Annotated in this window: 14 protein-coding genes; 3 read left to right on the forward strand and 11 right to left on the reverse strand. The window is 72.9% G+C overall.

Translation table 11 applies throughout. The features are described from left to right. The first annotated feature begins 29 nt into the window (after positions 1-29). Entirely contained in the window at positions 30-536 is a 507-nt protein-coding gene (locus KAG51_RS06185; protein ID WP_290581732.1) for a GtrA family protein, read from the forward strand. Here the strand turns inward: KAG51_RS06185 and KAG51_RS06190 are convergent. The 11 genes from KAG51_RS06190 to glmS all read right to left on the reverse strand — a co-directional run bounded on the left by KAG51_RS06190 (position 529) and on the right by glmS (position 13,681). Beyond that, positions 529-2,871 (reverse strand): hypothetical protein, encoded by a 2,343-nt coding sequence (locus KAG51_RS06190; RefSeq protein WP_290581734.1) that lies wholly within the window; start codon positions 2,869-2,871, stop codon positions 529-531. The two genes, KAG51_RS06185 and KAG51_RS06190, sit on opposite strands and share 8 nt — an antisense overlap. Positions 2,872-2,914: 43 nt before the next feature. Further along, complete coding sequence (locus tag KAG51_RS06195) at positions 2,915-5,038, reverse strand: hypothetical protein (RefSeq protein WP_290581736.1); 2,124 nt, start codon at positions 5,036-5,038, stop codon at positions 2,915-2,917. A 96-nt stretch (positions 5,039-5,134) separates the two neighbouring features. Next, the gene (locus KAG51_RS06200; RefSeq protein WP_290581738.1) at positions 5,135-5,626 is read right to left on the reverse strand and encodes a VTT domain-containing protein; all 492 of its coding nucleotides are present in this window, start codon (positions 5,624-5,626) and stop codon (positions 5,135-5,137) included. Next, positions 5,623-6,075, reverse strand: coding sequence for a ribosomal protein S18-alanine N-acetyltransferase (gene rimI, locus KAG51_RS06205; RefSeq protein WP_290581740.1), 453 nt, complete (start codon positions 6,073-6,075; stop codon positions 5,623-5,625). Before rimI ends, KAG51_RS06200 begins: the two co-directional genes overlap by 4 nt. Continuing rightward, the gene (gene tsaB, locus KAG51_RS06210; protein ID WP_290581742.1) at positions 6,072-6,704 is read right to left on the reverse strand and encodes a tRNA (adenosine(37)-N6)-threonylcarbamoyltransferase complex dimerization subunit type 1 TsaB; all 633 of its coding nucleotides are present in this window, start codon (positions 6,702-6,704) and stop codon (positions 6,072-6,074) included. Before tsaB ends, rimI begins: the two co-directional genes overlap by 4 nt. Before the next feature lie 20 nt (positions 6,705-6,724). After that, positions 6,725-7,735, reverse strand: coding sequence for a tRNA (adenosine(37)-N6)-threonylcarbamoyltransferase complex ATPase subunit type 1 TsaE (gene tsaE, locus KAG51_RS06215; protein ID WP_290581744.1), 1,011 nt, complete (start codon positions 7,733-7,735; stop codon positions 6,725-6,727). Between the two features lie 4 nt (positions 7,736-7,739). Next, positions 7,740-8,723 carry an alpha/beta hydrolase gene (locus tag KAG51_RS06220; RefSeq protein WP_290581746.1) on the reverse strand — a complete coding sequence of 328 codons (984 nt, stop codon included), beginning with the start codon at positions 8,721-8,723 and terminating at the stop codon, positions 7,740-7,742. Continuing rightward, on the reverse strand, positions 8,720-9,865 hold the full coding sequence (alr, locus tag KAG51_RS06225; RefSeq protein ID WP_290581747.1) for an alanine racemase: 1,146 nt from the start codon (positions 9,863-9,865) through the stop codon (positions 8,720-8,722). Before alr ends, KAG51_RS06220 begins: the two co-directional genes overlap by 4 nt. Beyond that, a complete protein-coding gene (locus KAG51_RS06230; protein WP_290581749.1) occupies positions 9,862-11,277 on the reverse strand; it encodes an NAD(P)H-hydrate epimerase in 1,416 nt (471 codons plus the stop codon). Before KAG51_RS06230 ends, alr begins: the two co-directional genes overlap by 4 nt. 2 nt (positions 11,278-11,279) lie before the next feature. Further along, complete coding sequence (locus KAG51_RS06235; protein ID WP_290581751.1) at positions 11,280-11,636, reverse strand: holo-ACP synthase; 357 nt, start codon at positions 11,634-11,636, stop codon at positions 11,280-11,282. Positions 11,637-11,836: 200 nt separating this feature from the next. Then, positions 11,837-13,681, reverse strand: a complete 1,845-nt coding sequence (glmS, locus tag KAG51_RS06240; protein ID WP_290581902.1) for a glutamine--fructose-6-phosphate transaminase (isomerizing) — start codon at positions 13,679-13,681, stop codon at positions 11,837-11,839. Between the two features lie 46 nt (positions 13,682-13,727). On the opposite strand from glmS, the gene coaA reads away from it, so the two are divergent. Both coaA and KAG51_RS06250 read left to right on the forward strand, forming a co-directional pair. Further along, entirely contained in the window at positions 13,728-14,678 is a 951-nt protein-coding gene (coaA, locus tag KAG51_RS06245) for a type I pantothenate kinase (protein ID WP_290581753.1), read from the forward strand. Positions 14,679-14,863: 185 nt separating this feature from the next. Continuing rightward, entirely contained in the window at positions 14,864-15,769 is a 906-nt protein-coding gene (locus KAG51_RS06250) for a DUF559 domain-containing protein (protein WP_290581755.1), read from the forward strand. Positions 15,770-15,850 lie beyond the last annotated feature (81 nt).

Here is a 15,850-nt window from a genome sequence, read left to right on the forward strand (position 1 = left end):
AGCGCGACCTCACCGACGACAGGACCACGATGCACGAGCACGACCCGGGGCACGGCGAGCGCGATGGCGCCAGCGCCGAGCCGACGACCGAGCCGGACGATCCCGGCCCGGCCGGCCCCCTGCTGCGCATCGTCGGCGACCGACGGGTCGCGTTCCTGATCGTCGGCGCGGTCAACACCCTCAGCGGGGTCGTGTGGTTCGTGCTGTTCGACCGCACGATCGGGCAGCTGTGGGGCTACATGGTCACGCTGCTGTTCGCCCACGTCGCCGCGGTGCTGTGCGCGTTCGTGCTCTACCGACGCTTCGTGTTCCGGGTCACCGGCAACGTGCTCGTCGACCTGGCGCGCTTCGAGTCGGTCTACCTCGTGGGTCTGGGCATCAACCTCGTCCTGCTCCCCCTGGCGGTCGAGGTCGGCGGGCTCGAGCCGATCGTGGCCCAGCTCCTGATCGTGTTCGTGACGACGATCGTGAGCTACGTCGGGCACAGCCGTTTCTCGTTCCGGCGGCCCTCCGACCCCTCGGCGCCCCTCAGCTGAGCGGGGCTCCCTTCGGGAGGCCGGCGACGACGTCGTTCGCCGACGTCAGGATCTGCGGCGACGTGCCGCCGTTGGCCCGCACGAGCGCAGCCCACGACTGCACCGGACGGTAGGCACCGTTCTCGGCGAGATAGACGACGTCGGACGAGGCCGCCTTGACGAAGACCCGAGCGAGCGTCGTGCCGGATCGCGAGAACCGGGCACAGGCCTCGGTCGACCACGCCGCCGGGGTGAATCCCGCCGACGAGCCCGTCACGACGTGCACCGTGCCGGACGCGGCGACGACCGTCGCGGAGCCGCACGTGCCCCAGAGGCCGAGATCGGCGACCTTGGTGCGGCTCGTGACGGCGGAGTCGGCGACCGTCGCGAAGGTCGTGGCGATGCCCCACTCGCGCGCCATCGCGAACGACGGGATGCGCGCGAGCGTCGTCAGCCCCGTGACGGCCAGCACCTCGGGACCGCTGCCCTTGACGAGCGTCGCGTCCCCGAGGCGCACCCCGCCGTCCGGGATCCGCGCGAGGCTGCCGGGACGGATCGTCACGATCACGGGGTTGGTGGCGCCGCCGAGGACCTGGGCGTCGGACCAGGAGCGGACCGACCACCGGCGACCGTCCTCCAGCGACGACACCACGTCCGACCCGGACGCCTTGACGAGCGGCACGTTCGGGATCGCGGCACCCGAGCGGTCGAGCTGCGCACAGGTGACGGGCTGCAACCCGGTCCCACTCGTGCCGGCCCGCGCCGGGGTCGAGAGCGCGTGCAGCCGGCCCGAGCCGGCGACATAGGTCACGCCCGAGCAGGTCACGATCGTCGAGAGCGGTGTCGCGGCGCGGGTGTACCCGGCGAGGTCGGAGGCCGGAAGCGTCGTGAGCGAGCTCGACGCGACCCCCAGGTCGGTGCTGACCGCGAAGTCCGGCACGGGGTGCAGCGTCGTCGAGCCGTCGGTGAGCCAGACCTGCGCCGAGGACGGCTCCTTCACGAGGCGGGCCGGGCCGACGAGGGTCCGCGCCTTGGTGAGCGACGCGTAGCGCGCGGCCGAGATCTGCGCCGCGTACGTCGGCGTCGTGGGCTCGAGCGCCCGCGCGGAGGACTCGTCGAGGTAGGGCTGCACCGACGAGGCCCCGGTGAAGCGCGCCCAGGTCGACGTCCCGGCGACCCGCATCCAGTCCGACATCGGCTCGCCGTAGGTGACGCCCGCGAACATGGCCGGGTGCGCGTCGACGTAGGAGCTGCACGAGCCGCCCCAGCGCGCGAGCGTCTCGCAGCTCGAGAAGCGGTGCAGTGACCCGCCCTGCGCCATGCTGATCTCGCCGGTCATGCTGTTGCGCAGGAACACCCCGGCCGCGACCCCACCGTCGGGCAGCCGGTTGATGAAGGAGTCACCGACCGAGAACAGCGGCCCCAGGATCGCGAGCAGCTCCGGGTAGGCCTCCGCCGTCACGTGCCAGCGCTTGACCCCGTCGATGAGGTAGACCGACGACGACGAGCCCTTCGCGAGGCGGACCGATCCGCCCTGGGTCGTGCCGAACCAGTCGGTGAAGTACCGGTAGAAGTTGCGGTTGCCGTACGAGGAGCAGGCGTCTCCCGTGCCGGCGCCGGCGGCGAGCGACGCGGCGTTCGGCTGGTACGGCGTGTAGTAGTACAAGTTCGCCGTGGCCTGGTTCTCGATGTAGACCGGGGACGTGCCGCAGGCCGCATTGGGGTGGAACCGCACGTTGACGGTCGTGCCGGGCCGGTTCCAGGTGTAGCGGCCGCTGAGCTCGTACACGCGCATCTGGCGCACGCCGGCATACACCTGGTTGGCGAACCCGTAGTACTGGGAGTCGCAGGCCGCGGTGTCCGGGCACCCCATGCCCATCGCGGCCCGGTACTTGGTGTCGTTGGGGGCCGTCGTCGTGACGAGCCCCTGCTCCTTCTGGAGCATGACCAGGATGACCTGCGGGTTGACGCCGCAGGACTGGGCGACCTTCCAGATGATCGTGGCGGCCTTCTCGTACCCCGGGGAGGAGTAGCCGGCGCAGTACGCGTCGGCCGCCTTGGTGACCGAGATCAGGTTGATGTGCTTCAGGCAGTAGGCGTCGGAGCACCTGGTGCCCTGGAAGTCGAGGAACGCCTGGATCTGGGCGATGCTCATCGTCGTCGTGTCGAAGAAGACCCGGTCGCTGATGATGTTGCCGGCTCTGAACTGGGAGTTGTCGGCAGCCTCGGCCCGGGGCGTGCCCGCCAGGCCGACGACCGACGTGAGGCCGGAGACAAGGAGGGCCAGGACGAGGAGCAGACGCGTCGAGCGGCCGACCGAGGCACGGCTGTGACGGGTGGGGTTGCTGCGACGCATGGGAGTCAGTATGCGGCAGAGTCGCGCTGGTGTCTGCCGGACCTCACGGCGCGACGTCCGCCTCGGGTCGGGTCGTCGCCACGACCGAGGCCTCGGCCCGCACCCGGCGGCGCCCGATCGCCGCCGCAGCGGTCCAGCCCAGCGCGAGGACGACCGCGGCCAGGCCCGACCCGATCTCCAGGGGCCAGCCCGGCGGCCGGAACCGCACCACGATCTCGCGGCCGGTCGATCCCGGCGCCACGTCGAGCGTGAGGAGGAAGCCACGGTCGGGGTCGGTCAGTCGGGCCGGACCCGTCACGCGATAGCCGGGCCAGTCGAGCCGGGACAGCACCACCTGTCCGCCGGACGCGTCGACGTCGTCGACCCGCAGCACGATCTCGCTGTCGCTCCGGCGCACGACCGAGACCTCGGCTCCCGTGGTGCGCAGCACCGATCCGGCGCGTTGCGTCGGCGCGTCACGGCGCACGATCCACGTGGCGTCGCCGACCTCGAGCGACCAGCCGGTCGGCGGGACGGGCCGTGTCGTGGCGCCGTCGCGCACCACGACGATCGTGTTGACGAGGAGGTCGTCGGCCAGCGGTGGGCGACCGCCGTCGCCGGGAGCGACCAGCGCGTCGTAGGCCGCGGCACAGGTCTCGCCGCGGAAGCCGGCGCAGAACTGGTCGGCCAGGGCCGGGAAGCGCAGGACGGTGTACACGCTGAGGGAGTCCCAGCCCGTGAGGTACCAGGCATTGGCGAAGACGGCCTCATCGAAGCCGCCGGAGTCCTTCAACGCGTGGAAGTCGCCGACCGTGACGATGCCGTGCTGACCCGCCGCGGCGACCTCCGGGTAGGCGTCGATCGAGCCGGGGAGACCGTGGTCGGGCATGGGCGAGACCGGCGCCTGCACCATCGTGATCGCGCTGAGCCCGACTCCGAGCGCCATCGCCACCGCCGGCACGCGCAGCCGGGAACCCGCCGGTCGGTCTGCTGACCACGCACGCATCACGAGCTCTTGGACGATCGCCTGCAGCGCCGCACCCACGAGCACCCAGTCCGCGTTGGCCGGGACGGCCGAGACCGCGAGCCCGACCGCAAGACCGAGGAGCAGCCGGACCCGGCGTCGTTCGACGACGCTCCAGCTCCGGTCGACCGCAGCGCGGGTCGCCAGCACGGCGAACAGCAGGCCGAGGCCGAGCACCACGTACGGCTGCATGCGCAGCGGGAAGCGGAGGGGACCGAGGTCGCTCGGCGCGAGGAGCAGGAACAGCGCACCGACGGTCAGGACGGCCACGGAGGGCGGCACCGTCCGCCAGTACCGCAGGAGCAGCACCACGAGCAGCGGCAGGAACCACCCGAGGTAGGCCACCGGCGAGGGCGCGAGGACGCCGTTGAACCAGGAGATGGTCGGCAGTGCCGTGGCGAGCGACCCGACGGCGAGATCGCCGAGATCGGTCGTGAGCAGCATCCGGTTGACGATCCCGCCCTCGCGGCTCGTGACCTGCGCCGAGAGCAGTGCCGGGAGGAACACCAGCAGGGAGAGCAGGCCGCTGTAGAGGCCGAGCAGCAGGATCCTCACCGCGCGGGTGCGCGGCTCCCTCCGCAGGATCGACTCTCCGAGCAGCGCCGCGAACAGCAGCACCAGCATCAGCACCGGGGCCAGGTATCCCAGGGTGATCATGAGCCCCGCGCTGACGAAGTACGCGCCGGGGCCCTTCCCGTGGACGAGGTGGCGACGCAGGCCCCACCACACCCAGGGCAGCAGGGCCGCTCCCTGCAGTCCCGTGATCCACGAGGTGGCGTCGACGTAGGTCGTCTGGCCCGCTGTCGTGACCGTGAAGCCGGCCACGGCGGCCCAGGCCGGCGAGGAGCCGAACGAGCGCGCCAGCAGGAAGACCCCGGCGGCCATGACGGCCAGGAACGGGACCTTGGCCGCGATCGCGAGCAGCACGAGGTCGTCGGTGACCGTGCTGCCGAGCGACACCGCCCACAGGATCGGGCTGAACAGTCCCCACTGCCCCTCCGCGAGGTAGTTGCCTCCCTGCCACGAGCCGGGGTCGAGCAAGGTCACGCCACCGTCGAGCAAGCGCTGTCCCTGGACGTACCAGACCCCCGTGGCGCCGGCCTGGGTGTCGTCGGCGAAGAAGTACCGGGAGTCGCCGATGACCCGGGCCAGTCCCGTGCCCATCGCGAGCAAGCAGGCCGTGAGGCACCAGAGGAGACTCGCGCGGCGAGAGCCTGGGGCGGACCCTCGGTCCGTCTCGCCTGCGCGCACGGCGCCACCCTACCGGGGCGCGCCGTCGTCGTCCGGTCGCGACCTGCTGCGCCGTCCCGTGCCGACGGTGAGCACGACGACCCCGAGCAGGACCGCCCCGACCAGCGCGATCAGCAGTCGCGAGTCGTCGTCGGCCCGCGTCAGCGCCACCACGACCCCCGCGCCGAGCGTGGTCCAGATCGTCGCCCACAGCGCGGCGCCCGGGACCAGGCCGAGCAGGTAGCGCGGTACCGTCATGCGGCACAGCCCGGCGGCGAGGTTGATCACGGTCTGGGCACCGACCGTCAGGAAGCTCAGCGTGACGGCGGGCGGACCCCAGTGGTCGACCCGCTCGATCGCGACCCGCATGCGTGGGCTCGGCTCACGGCCACGCGCCGCCCCGCTCGCGATCAGGCGGCCGATCGCGAACGTCGCCCCGGCTCGCAGCACGACGATCGCGAACAGGGCCAGCCAGGCCCAGGCCCACGGCCACGACCGGATGGACTCCAGCACGTCGTTCACGCCAGGACCCGTTCCAGCACGAGGGCGTCGGTGCCGTCCGCGTAGTAGCGACGTCGGCGGTGGATCTGGTCGAACCCGGTCGCGGCGTAGAGCGCTCGGGCCGCGGTGTTGGTCGCGGCGACCTCGAGCAGGACCCGCTCGGCTCCGGCCGAGGCCGCACCCCGCAGGACGTCCTCGACCAGGACCCGACCGAGGCCGTGGCGGCGGGCCGTGGGGGCGACCGCGACGCGCAGCAGGTCGGCCGTGTCGCCCACGACCGAGGTCGACGACCACCCCACGACCTCGCCGCTGGCCTCCGCGACACGGACGATCCGGCCCCCGGAGCCCAGCTCACCGGCGAGCGAAGCTGCCGACCACGGGTCGTCGAAGCTGACCCGCTCGAGCTGCACGATCGCGGAGAGGTCCTCGCCCGCCGCGGGCCGGAGGTCGGGCGACGGATCCACGGTCATCGCTGGTCGATCGGCACGGCGTCCGGGCGGCGCAGGTACAGCGGCTCGAGCGGCAGCACCTCGACCGCGCCGGCCAGGACGACGGCCGCGAGGGCCGCGGCCGAGGGGTCGACCGGGCCTGACGAGCCGCCGAGGACCTCGGCGTGGACGTCGGCGCCCCGGCCCACGACGGGCAGTCCCCCGAACCGCTGAGCGACGGTCGTCGGCAGGTCGACCGAGGGACCCTCGAGTCGGCGGCCGTCCGACGCGTAGCGCGCCCAGTAGACCTCGCGGCGCCGCGCGTCGGTGGCGACGAGGAACTCCGTGCCGAGCCCCGGCGCGGCCTCGGCGGCGAGGATGTCGAGCGTGCAGACGCCGTGCGTGCGCAGACCCAGGGTCGCGCCGAGCGTCAGCGCCGTCACGACTCCCACGCGCAGCCCGGTGTAGGGGCCCGGCCCGACACCGACAGCGACATCCGTGAGGTCGCAGGGCGCCAGACCCGCCTCGTCCAGGGCCGCGCGGATCGCCGGTGCCAGCAGCTCACCGTGCGCCGTCGCTCCCTCGCCCCCGGACCGACCCACGACCGACGTGCCGTCGTGGACCGCGACGGTGATCGCCGGGGTCGCGGTGTCGAAGGCGAGCAGGAGCACGAGAGGAGCCTACAAGCGGCTCAGCCCTCGGTCGGGCCCAGCAGGGTCGAGCGCAGCGGGACACCGAGCCAGCGCGCACCGTACGAGCGCACCGTGATGACCCGGGACTCGGCGAGGTCGTCGGCCTCCCCGGCGGCGACGCCCAGGGGGTCTCGCGTGCCCAGCGGATCACCGGGTCGCGCGTGGCGCCGCTCGAGGTGGATGTGCAGGCGATCGGGCGCGAGCTGCTCGGCCAGGCCCTGGCCCCACTCCACGACCGTGACGGAGTCGGCGACCGAGGCGTCCAGGTCGAGGTCGTCGAGCTCGCCCGCCGAGCCGAGGCGGTACGCGTCGACGTGGACCAGGGGCGGCCCGTCCGCGAGCGAGGGGTGGGTGCGCGCGATGACGAACGTCGGCGACGTGATCGGACCACGGACCCCGAGGCCGTCGGCCAGCCCCTGGGTGAAGGTCGTCTTGCCGGCCCCGAGGTCGCCCGAGAGCACGAGCAGGTCGCCGGGACGCAGCAGCGTCGCGAGCCGGCCTGCGAGCGCCTGCGTGTCGACGGGGGTGTGCGTCTCGCGCGCGAGCCAGAGCGTCTTGCCGAACTCCAGGAGCGTGGCGTCGCCCTGCCCGGCGACCCGGACGTACTTGCGCCGCTCCCAGAACCGCACGGTGTCGGGCAGCTCGGAGCGCACGTGCAGCCAGATGCCGTCCTTGCCCCGCTCCTCGGCGGTGTCCTCGGCGACACCGACCATCGCCGAGGCCACGCCGCGGGACTGGATGTCGGGGTCGACCGCGACGCGGCGCAGCCCGAGCAGGTTCGGCCGGGACTCGTCGAACAGCAGCGCACCCATGGGCCGGCCGCGACGCTCCACGAGAAGTCCGCCCGCGTCCTCCAGGGACGCGCGCACGCTCTCCGCGGTCTCGTCGGTCGCGGTGCTGGGCGGGTCCAGGACCGGCCGGGCCGCGAAGGACCGCCGGATGATGTCGGCGATCGTCTCGGCGTGCTCGGGCCCGGCCTCGCTGACGTCGAGGGCGTGGGAGGAGACCATCAGCTCACCCGACCTTCGCCACGAGCTCGTCGATCGCGTCGTCGACCTCGCGCGGGTTCTCGAGCATCACCATGTGACCGGCCCCCTCGACGAGCACGAGCCGTGCTCCGTCGATCGCCTCGGCCAGCCGCCGACTGTGCTTGGGCGGGGTGAGCAGGTCGGCGGTGCCGCAGACGACCGTGACCGGGACGTCGGCGAGGGTCGAGAGCGCCTCGAACAGATCGAGCGAGGGAAAGTTCGGATAGAAGTCCGCCACGACCCGCGACGGGGCTCGTGAGATCATCTCGTCGGCCATCGCGGCCCGGGCCGGGTCGGCGTCCGGTCCCACGGCCCAGCGTCGGATCACGGTCTCGCTGTTGAACGTCCGCCCCCAGTCGAGCAGCGGACCGGAGCGGCGCACGAGCCAGGCAAGACGTTCCAGCGCCGGCGTACCGCGCACGAGCTTCCCCGCGCTGGTGCCCACCAGGGCGACGCCCACGACGGTGCCGCCGAACAGCTCCGGGTGGTCGGCCGCGAGCTGCATCGTGGCCATGCCGCCCATCGAGTGGCCCACGACGAGGACGCGCCCCTTGCCGTGCTCGGCGATGACCCGCGCGAGGTCGTCGGCCAGGTGCGGCAACGAGGAGTTCGCGGCCGAGGTGACCCCGGACGCTCCGTGGCCGCGCAGGTCGACGAAGACCAGGCGTGCACGGCCCCGCAGGTGCTGACGCTGGAAGTGCCAGGTGTCCTGGTCGCACATCCAGCCGTGCACGAACAGCAGCGTCAGGTCGTGGTCGCCGTCGTCGGCGGGCTCGTCGACCTCGACGTTGATCGCGACGCCGTCCTCGGCGACCACGGTGTACTGGTCGCCGCGCAGGGACCCGAACGGGACCTCGCCGCCCAGGTGCCGGCGACGCTGGACGATGCGCTGGCGCCGCAGGAGCGAGGCCGCCACGCCGGCGCCCGCGAAGGCACCTGCCGTGATCGCCGCGGTCGTGATGCGCTTCATCGGGATCTCCCTGGATCGTCGGTGTGGGTGAGGTGGATGCGGCCGCCGAGCCCCGTCACGACCTCGTAGGCGATCGTGCCAGAGGCCTGCGCCCACTCGACCGCGGTGGGCTCGCCCGCGCCCCCCGGGCCGAACAGCGTGACGACGTCGCCACGCTCGGCCGGCAGGTCGCCGAGGTCGACGACCATCTGGTCCATGCAGATCGTGCCCACGACCGCGACCCGGCGGCCCCGGACCCAGGTCTCGGCCCGCCCCGTGGCCGCGCGGTGGACTCCTTCGCCGTAGCCGATCGGCACGAGTCCGAGCGTGGTCTCCCGGTCGGTGACGTGCCGGTACCCGTAGGAGACGCCCTGGCCGGCCGGGACCCGCTTGACCGCGGCGAGCCGGGCCCGCAGCGTCATGACAGGGATCAGCGGCACGTCGTGGGGCATCGCCGGGTCCGGCGGCAGGCCGTAGGTCGCGATGCCGGCCCGCACCAGGTCGAAGTGCGCGCTGGGCCGCGTCAGGAGCGCCGCCGAGTTGGCGAGGTGGCGCAGGCCCGGGTCCAGACCCGCGGCCCGCAGGTCGTCGACCGCGTCGCGGAACCGGGCCTCCTGGGCGTCGTTGGCCGGGTGGTCGGGTTCGTCGGCGCACGCGAGGTGCGACCAGACGCCCGTGAGCCGCGCGCCCGCCGCGGCGGCGTCGACGGCGGCCGAGACGAGCTCGCCCCACTGGTCGCCGAACGCCCCGTTGCGGCCCAGGCCCGTGTCGACCTTGAGCTGGATCCGCGGCACCACGTCGGCGGCAAGGATCTCGGCGAGCTGTTCAGCCGAGGAGGCCGTGACCTCGATGTCGCACCGCGCCGCCGCGGCAAAGTCGGCACCTGGTGCCGCGAGCCAGCACAGCAGGGGGCCCTCGTCGCCACCGGCACGCAGGGCCAGCGCCTCCTCGAGGGTCGCGACGCCGAGCCAGTCGGCGCCTGCCTCCCGCGCGGCGCGCGCCACGGGCACCAGTCCGTGGCCGTACGCATCGGCCTTGACCACGGCCATGAGCTGGGCGGTGGGCGCACGAGCCGCGAGGGCACGGACGTTCGCGCGGTACGCGTCGAGGTCGACCTCGGCCCACGCTTGGGGCGTCGCGGGCACAGTCTGCGACGGCCTCACCAGTTCCGCTCCCCGCTCAGACGGCCAGCCAGGAAGTCGGCGACGACCCCGGGCAGTGCCGCCGCGACGGCCGTGGCCGTGACGGGTCCGCCCGGGTTGGCGTGCACGCCCGCGGCCCCGTGCAGGAAGGCGCCGACCGAGGCCGCGTCGAGCGGGTCGAGGCCGGAGGCCAGCAGCGCGCCGACGAAGCCTGACAGGACGTCGCCGGAGCCGGCCGTGCCGAGCCAGGCGGTGCCTGACAGATTCACGCGGGTGGGCCGCCCGGGCGTCACGACGAGCGTGCGGTGACCCTTGAGCAGGACCGTCGCTCCCCAGTGGTCGGCCGCACGGCGCGCATGGCCCCAGGGGTCGGCCTCGACGACCTCACGGTCGACGTCGAGCAGCGTCGCGAGCTCGCCCGCGTGCGGGGTCATCACGTCGTGGGCCCGGAGCCGGTCCGGCAGGTGCTGCAGGGCCGTCGCGTCGAGCACGGTCGGCAGCTCGTCGGCCCGGGCCTCGGCGACGTGCACGTCGGTGTCGTCACCGCCGCCCGGACCGACGACCCAGGCCTGGACGCGGCCGCGGCCCGCGACGACCTCCGGCGCCCGCAGCACGACCTGCTGCGCCACGTCCGGGTGTCCGACGAACCGCAGGTAACCCGCCGGGCCGGACTGCCCCCCGGCCACGGCGAGGTGGGCGGCGCCGGGGTAACCGGCCGATCCGGCGCGGATGCCCAGGACGCCGCGCGTGTACTTGTGGGCGTGGCCGTGCGGCACCGCCGGCGCCAGCACGTCGCGGTCGTGGGTCGTGATCGCCTCGACGACCGGATCTCCGAGATGGGGCCCCAGGCCGATCGGCGCGAGCGTCACGGTTCCTGCGGCGGCGGCCGCAGGACCGAGCAGGAGGCCCGGCTTGTACGTGCCGAACGTGACGGTCCGGTCGGCCACGAGGTGGGGACCGGGGGCCGTGCCGTCGTCGACCCCGATGCCCGAGGGCACGTCGACGGCGACCGTGAAGGGGCCGGCCTTCGCCTGCCACTCGGCCCACGCGGCGGCGCGCCCCGTCAGACCAGGCCGGGCGCCGATGCCGAGCACGCCGTCGACCACGACGGCGTGGCCGTGAGGCTCGTCGACCTCGCCGACGCCAGCCGCTCGGGCCGCGGCGAGCCCCCTCGCGTGCGCCCGGTCCGGCTCGAGCAGGCAGACGTTGATCGGGAGGCCGCGCTCGCGCAGGCGCGCCGCCGCGAAGAGCGCGTCGCCGCCGTTGTTGCCCGGACCCACGAGGACCACGGGGGTACGCCCCGGCGGGAGCTCGGCGAGCAGGACGTCGGCCAGCGCCGCGGCCGCCTGCTGCATCAGGTCGTCCCAGCTCGACGTGCGGGCCGCCAACTCCTCGGCGGCACGCACCGCAGAGGCGTCGTGGGCGCGGAGCACCGTCAGGCCGCCTCGGCGACGACGAACGCCGTGGCCACGGGGCCGTCGTGCGCGATCGACAGGTGCAGGGCGGTGATGCCGAGCTCGGCCACACGGGCGGCTGCCAGGTCCGACAGGACGAAGGACGGCGCGCCACGCTCGTCGACGACGACCTCGATGTCGGTCCAGGACAGGCCCGACGGAGCGCGCAGCGCCTTGACGAACGCCTCCTTCGCGGCGAAGCGTCCGGCCATCGAGGTCAGGCTGAGCTCGCCCTCGGCGGCGGTCAGGATCCGCTGGCGCAGGGTCGGGGTGCGCTCGAGCGACTCCGCGAACCGTTCCAGGTCCACGACGTCGACCCCGACACCCACGATCGCCATGAGAGCCACCCTATCGCCGCGTGGACTTCCGAGCCTCGAAGCGCGACTTACCACTGGCGGGTCCACGGGCCGAGCGGAGCGAGGCAGGCGCCCGGGCGAAGCCCGGCCGCGGTGAGGAACGAACCGCGGGTGCGCCGAACCGATCCCCTCGCCACGGCGAGGAACGAGCTCGTGGTGCGGGGGTCGGTGAGGCGCGCGCCCTACTCGACCGTCACGCTCTTCGCGAGGTTGCGGGGCTGGTCGACGTCGTGGCCCAGCTGCGCCGCGTACTCGCACGCGAAGATCTGCAACGGCACCGTCGCCACGAGCGGCTGCAGCAGCGTGGGCACTTCCGGGAGGCGGATCAGGTGGTCGGCGTACGGCACGACGCTGTCGTCACCGTCCTGCGCCAGCACGATCGTGCGCGCCCCGCGGGCCCGCACCTCCTGGATGTTGCTGACGACCTTGTCGTGCACCTCGCCCCGGCCCGGCGGCGGCACCACGACGAACACGGGAACCCCCTCCTCGATGACCGCGATGGGTCCGTGCTTGAGCTCGCCGGCCGCGAAGCCCTCGGCGTGCAGGTACGCGAGCTCCTTGAGCTTGAGCGCTCCCTCCAGCGCGACGGGGTATCCGACGTGGCGTCCCAGGAAGATGAACGAGGTGGCACCCGCGAGCTCGGCGCTGATCTTGCGGACGACGTCGGCGTCGTCGAGCATCCGCTGGATCGCGGCCGGTGTCCGGTCGAGGTCGTCGATGATGCGGGCGATCTCGTCGCCGAACTTGGCTCCCTTGACCTGCGCGAGGTACAGCCCCAGGAGGTAGCAGGCCACGATCTGCGCGAGGAAGGCCTTGGTCGACGCGACCGCGACCTCGGGCCCGGCGTGGGTGTAGATGACCGCGTCGGACTCGCGCGGGATCGTCGAGCCGTTGGTGTTGCAGATGCTGAGCACCCGGGCGCGCTGCTGCCGGGCGTAGCGGATCGCCATCAGGGTGTCCATGGTCTCGCCCGACTGGCTGATCGTGACGACCAGCGTCGACTGGTCGAGGATCGGGTCGCGGTAGCGGAACTCGCTCGCGAGCTCGACCTCGACCGGGATGCGGGTCCAGTGCTCGATCGCGTACTTGGCCACGAGCGCGGCGTAGTACGAGGTGCCGCAGGCGATCGCGACGATCTTGTCGACACCCCGGAGCTCGTCGTCGGACAGCCGCATCTCGTCCAGCTGCAGCAGTCCGTCGGCGTCGTGCCGGCCGAGCAGGGTGTCGGCCACGGCCTTCGGCTGCTCGGCGATCTCCTTGAGCATGTACCACTCGTAGCCGTCCTTCTGGGCGGCCGAGAGGTCCCAGTCGACGGTGTACTCGGTGGTCTCAGCCGGGGCGCCGTCGAAGTCGGTGACGACGATGTCGTCGGCCGTGATGACGACGACCTGGTCCTGGCCGAGCTCGATGGCGTCGCGGGTGTGCTCGATGAAGGCCGCGACGTCGGAGCCGAGGAAGTTCTCACCCTCGCCACGGCCCACCACGAGCGGCGAGTTGCGCCGCGCCCCCACCACGACACCGGGGTTCTGGGCGTCGCAGATCACGAGCGTGAAGGCGCCCTCCAGGCGGCGACACACGATGCGGACCGCCTCGGCGAGGTCGTCGCCCGCGGCGAGCCGCTCCTGCACGAGGAACGCCACGACCTCGGAGTCGGTCTCGCTCTCGAGCTCACGACCGGAGCGCTCGATGCCGTCGCGGAGATCGGCGAAGTTCTCGATGATGCCGTTGTGGACGATCGCGACCCTGCCGGTGTCGTCGAGGTGCGGGTGGGCGTTGCGGTCGGTGGGCCCGCCGTGCGTCGCCCAGCGCGTGTGGCCGATGCCTGTACCCGCGTCCGGGAGCGGCTGCTCGGCCAGCAGCGCGTCGAGGTTGGCGAGCTTGCCGGCCTTCTTGGCCGAGGACAGTCCGCCCTCGCCGACGACCGCGACGCCGCCGGAGTCGTAACCGCGGTACTCGAGTCGCCGCAGACCCCCCATGACGACGTCGACAGCGGAGCGCTGGCCGACGTAACCCACGATTCCGCACATGCGGATCAGGGTACCGACTGCGTCACCGGCCGCGGCGACGGTGACAATGGTGCGCATGTCACGCGACCTCTCGCCCTACGTCGAGCTGGAGCGCGATGCGTGGGCCCAGCTGGCCGGCGACGCGCCGCTGCCGCTGGAGGCTCCCGAGATCGAGCGGGTCCGCGGCATCGGCGACGAGCTGGACCTCGAGGAGGTCCGTCAGGTCTACCTCCCGCTCGCCGAGCTGATCGCGCTGCGCATCCGTGCTGCCTCCGGGCTCTACCGGGCCACCGAGAAGTTCCTCGGCAACCCGCAGCCACAGCGCACGCCGTACGTCATCGGCATCGGCGGGTCGGTCGCGGTCGGCAAGTCCACGACGGCCCGCCTGATCCGCGAGCTGCTCGCCCACGCGCCCGAGGGTCCGCAGGTCGAGCTGGTCACGACCGACGGATTCCTGCTGCCCAACGCCGAGCTCGAACGCCGCGGCCTGCTCGAGCGCAAGGGATTCCCCGAGTCCTACGACCGCAAGCGGCTCCTGCGCTTCATCATGAGCGTCAAGTCCGGCGCGGAGCTCGTCGAGGCGCCTGTGTACTCCCACCTCACCTACGACGTGACCGACGAGGTCGTGCGCCTGCACCGGCCCGACATCGTGATCGTCGAGGGCCTCAACGTGCTCGCACCCGCTCGCGCTCGGGGCGACGGCAGCCCGGGCCTGGCCATCAGCGACTTCTTCGACTTCTCGGTCTACGTCGACGGCGCGAACCGCGACATCAAGCGCTGGTACGTCGACCGGTTCCTGGCCCTGCGCCGCACCGCGTTCGCCGACCCGGAGTCGTACTTCCACCGCTACAGCTCGCTCAGCGACGACGAGGCCGTGGCGCGCGCCGAGCACCTGTGGGACACGATCAACTGGCCCAACCTGCGCGAGAACATCGTCACGACCCGCGGCCGCGCCGATCTCGTCCTGCGCAAGGACGCCGACCACAACGTCAAGTGGGTCCGACTCCGCAAGATGTAACCCCCAGCCCACCGGGACCCACCAGATGTGCGCGCAAAAGCAGCTGCGCGGGGGCGACCCGCCTGACTTTGCGCGCACATCTGGGCGGAGCGGGCGGCGCCGGCGGGAGTGTCCACAGGGGCGTCTCGTCCACAGGCGTCGTTCTCGACCAGCGCACGCACCGCGGAGGAGCCCACCGTGGGGCGATGTTCGACGTCCACCGCCCGTTCACCACGGCCCAGGCTCGCGCGGCCGGAATCTCCCGTGCATCACTGTCCGGACCACGCTTCCGCAGCCTGTTCCACGGCGTCCACGTGGCGGCCGACGTCGAGCTCGACCTGCTCACGAGGATCGAGGGCGCGCGCCTGGTGCTCCCGCGCGATGCCGCCGTGAGCCACTCCACCGCCATGCGGCTGCACGGTTTCGACCGTCCCGGCCACCCCGCCCTGGAGTTCTCGACCAACACGCGCCACCAGCGGCGGCTCCCCGGTGTCACGGTGCACCGGCGCCGCGGGACGTTGCATCCGCGCACCGTCCACGGAGTCCCGACCCTGGGGCCCGACCGCACGTTCGTCGACGTGGCGCTGCTGCTGCGTCTCCCTGACCTCGTCGCGTTCGGCGACCACCTCGTCCACCGCGGCCTCACGACGGTCGACGACCTCCGCTGGTACGTGGAGTCGCGCCACCTCGACGGCGTACGCCGCGCTCGCCGGGTCGCGCCGCTCGTCCGAGCCGGAGCCGAGTCGCCGCCGGAGTCGATCGTGCGTCTGCTGCTCCGCTTCGCGCGACTTCCCGAGCCCGAGGTCAACGGCGTGGTCCACGACGCCTCGGGCGAGTTCCTGGCCCGCGGCGACCTCGTCTACCGGCGCTGGAAGGTGATCGTGGAGTACGACGGGATCCACCACGAGCGCGACCCACGGACCCGGCAGCACGACATCCGACGCCGTGAGCTCCTCGAGGCCGACGGCTGGATCGTCATCGTGGTCACGGCGAAGGACCTCTCGCGTCCGGACTCGGTACCGGCCCGCGTCCACGCCGCCCTCGTCCGCCACGGCTACCCGGGACCGGCACCCGTGCAAAGCCTCCTCTGGACCCACTGGTTCGCGGCCTGACCCGCACCCGCCCCGCACCCGCCCCCGGAAGTGCGCGCAAAGGCGGACCCACCGGGCTCCCGGACCTGCTTTTGCGCGCAC

Source organism: Aeromicrobium sp., from assembly GCF_023146395.1.
Taxonomy (GTDB): domain Bacteria; phylum Actinomycetota; class Actinomycetes; order Propionibacteriales; family Nocardioidaceae; genus Aeromicrobium.

Excerpts from the sequence above, each read along its gene's own strand:
- KAG51_RS06185 (WP_290581732.1), top strand. The coding sequence starts at position 30 with ATGCACGAGCACGACCCGGGGCACGGCGAGCGCGATGGCGCCAGCGCC.
- KAG51_RS06190 (WP_290581734.1), bottom strand. The coding sequence starts at position 2,871 with ATGCGTCGCAGCAACCCCACCCGTCACAGCCGTGCCTCGGTCGGCCGC.
- KAG51_RS06195 (WP_290581736.1), bottom strand. The coding sequence starts at position 5,038 with ATGGGCACGGGACTGGCCCGGGTCATCGGCGACTCCCGGTACTTCTTC.
- rimI (WP_290581740.1), bottom strand. The coding sequence starts at position 6,075 with ATGACCGTGGATCCGTCGCCCGACCTCCGGCCCGCGGCGGGCGAGGAC.
- tsaE (WP_290581744.1), bottom strand. The coding sequence starts at position 7,735 with ATGGTCTCCTCCCACGCCCTCGACGTCAGCGAGGCCGGGCCCGAGCAC.
- KAG51_RS06220 (WP_290581746.1), bottom strand. The coding sequence starts at position 8,723 with ATGAAGCGCATCACGACCGCGGCGATCACGGCAGGTGCCTTCGCGGGC.
- KAG51_RS06235 (WP_290581751.1), bottom strand. The coding sequence starts at position 11,636 with ATGGCGATCGTGGGTGTCGGGGTCGACGTCGTGGACCTGGAACGGTTC.
- glmS (WP_290581902.1), bottom strand. The coding sequence starts at position 13,681 with ATGTGCGGAATCGTGGGTTACGTCGGCCAGCGCTCCGCTGTCGACGTC.
- coaA (WP_290581753.1), top strand. The coding sequence starts at position 13,728 with ATGGTGCGCATGTCACGCGACCTCTCGCCCTACGTCGAGCTGGAGCGC.
- KAG51_RS06250 (WP_290581755.1), top strand. The coding sequence starts at position 14,864 with ATGTTCGACGTCCACCGCCCGTTCACCACGGCCCAGGCTCGCGCGGCC.